1 protein-coding gene is annotated in these 404 nt (G+C 55.2%); it reads left to right on the top strand.

The window, feature by feature from the left end:
* Positions 1-404 (top strand): hypothetical protein (locus RVY79_RS17730; RefSeq protein ID WP_317465821.1); only part of this gene is annotated, 404 nt, incomplete at both ends.

Below are 404 nucleotides of genomic sequence, written 5' to 3'. Positions count from 1 at the left end.
GCAGATGCTGGCCGTGCTGGTGCGTCGCCAGTTTCCGGATTGCGGCGTGGACAACATTACGGAACGCTACCTGAGTCAGCTGCAGGCCAAGCATATTGAGGCCATCTGGAAAGACGCGACTGAAGCGTTCCGCAACACCTTCAAGTTCCTGCACCAGACACTGAATCTGATTGGCCCGGGACTTGTGCCCTTCCGCTATTTGTACATGGTACTGGCGGCCTACTTCTTCCGTCGCAAGCAACCTGACTATGCGCTGCTCAAGCGGTATTTTTGGACGGTCGCCTTCCATCAGAAGGACCTGCTAACGAGCACCTCGCAAATGTGGGCACACATTCGAGAGCTCACCGGCGAGAAACCGATTGATAGCTTTAAGGTCCTTGACCTTGATAGGGCAAACCTGCGCA

It is taken from the genome of Chromohalobacter sp. HP20-39 (assembly GCF_033052815.1).
Taxonomy (GTDB): domain Bacteria; phylum Pseudomonadota; class Gammaproteobacteria; order Pseudomonadales; family Halomonadaceae; genus Chromohalobacter.
The sequence above is the reverse complement of the archived record's forward strand: the minus strand, read 5'-3'. Positions and strand labels throughout refer to the sequence as shown.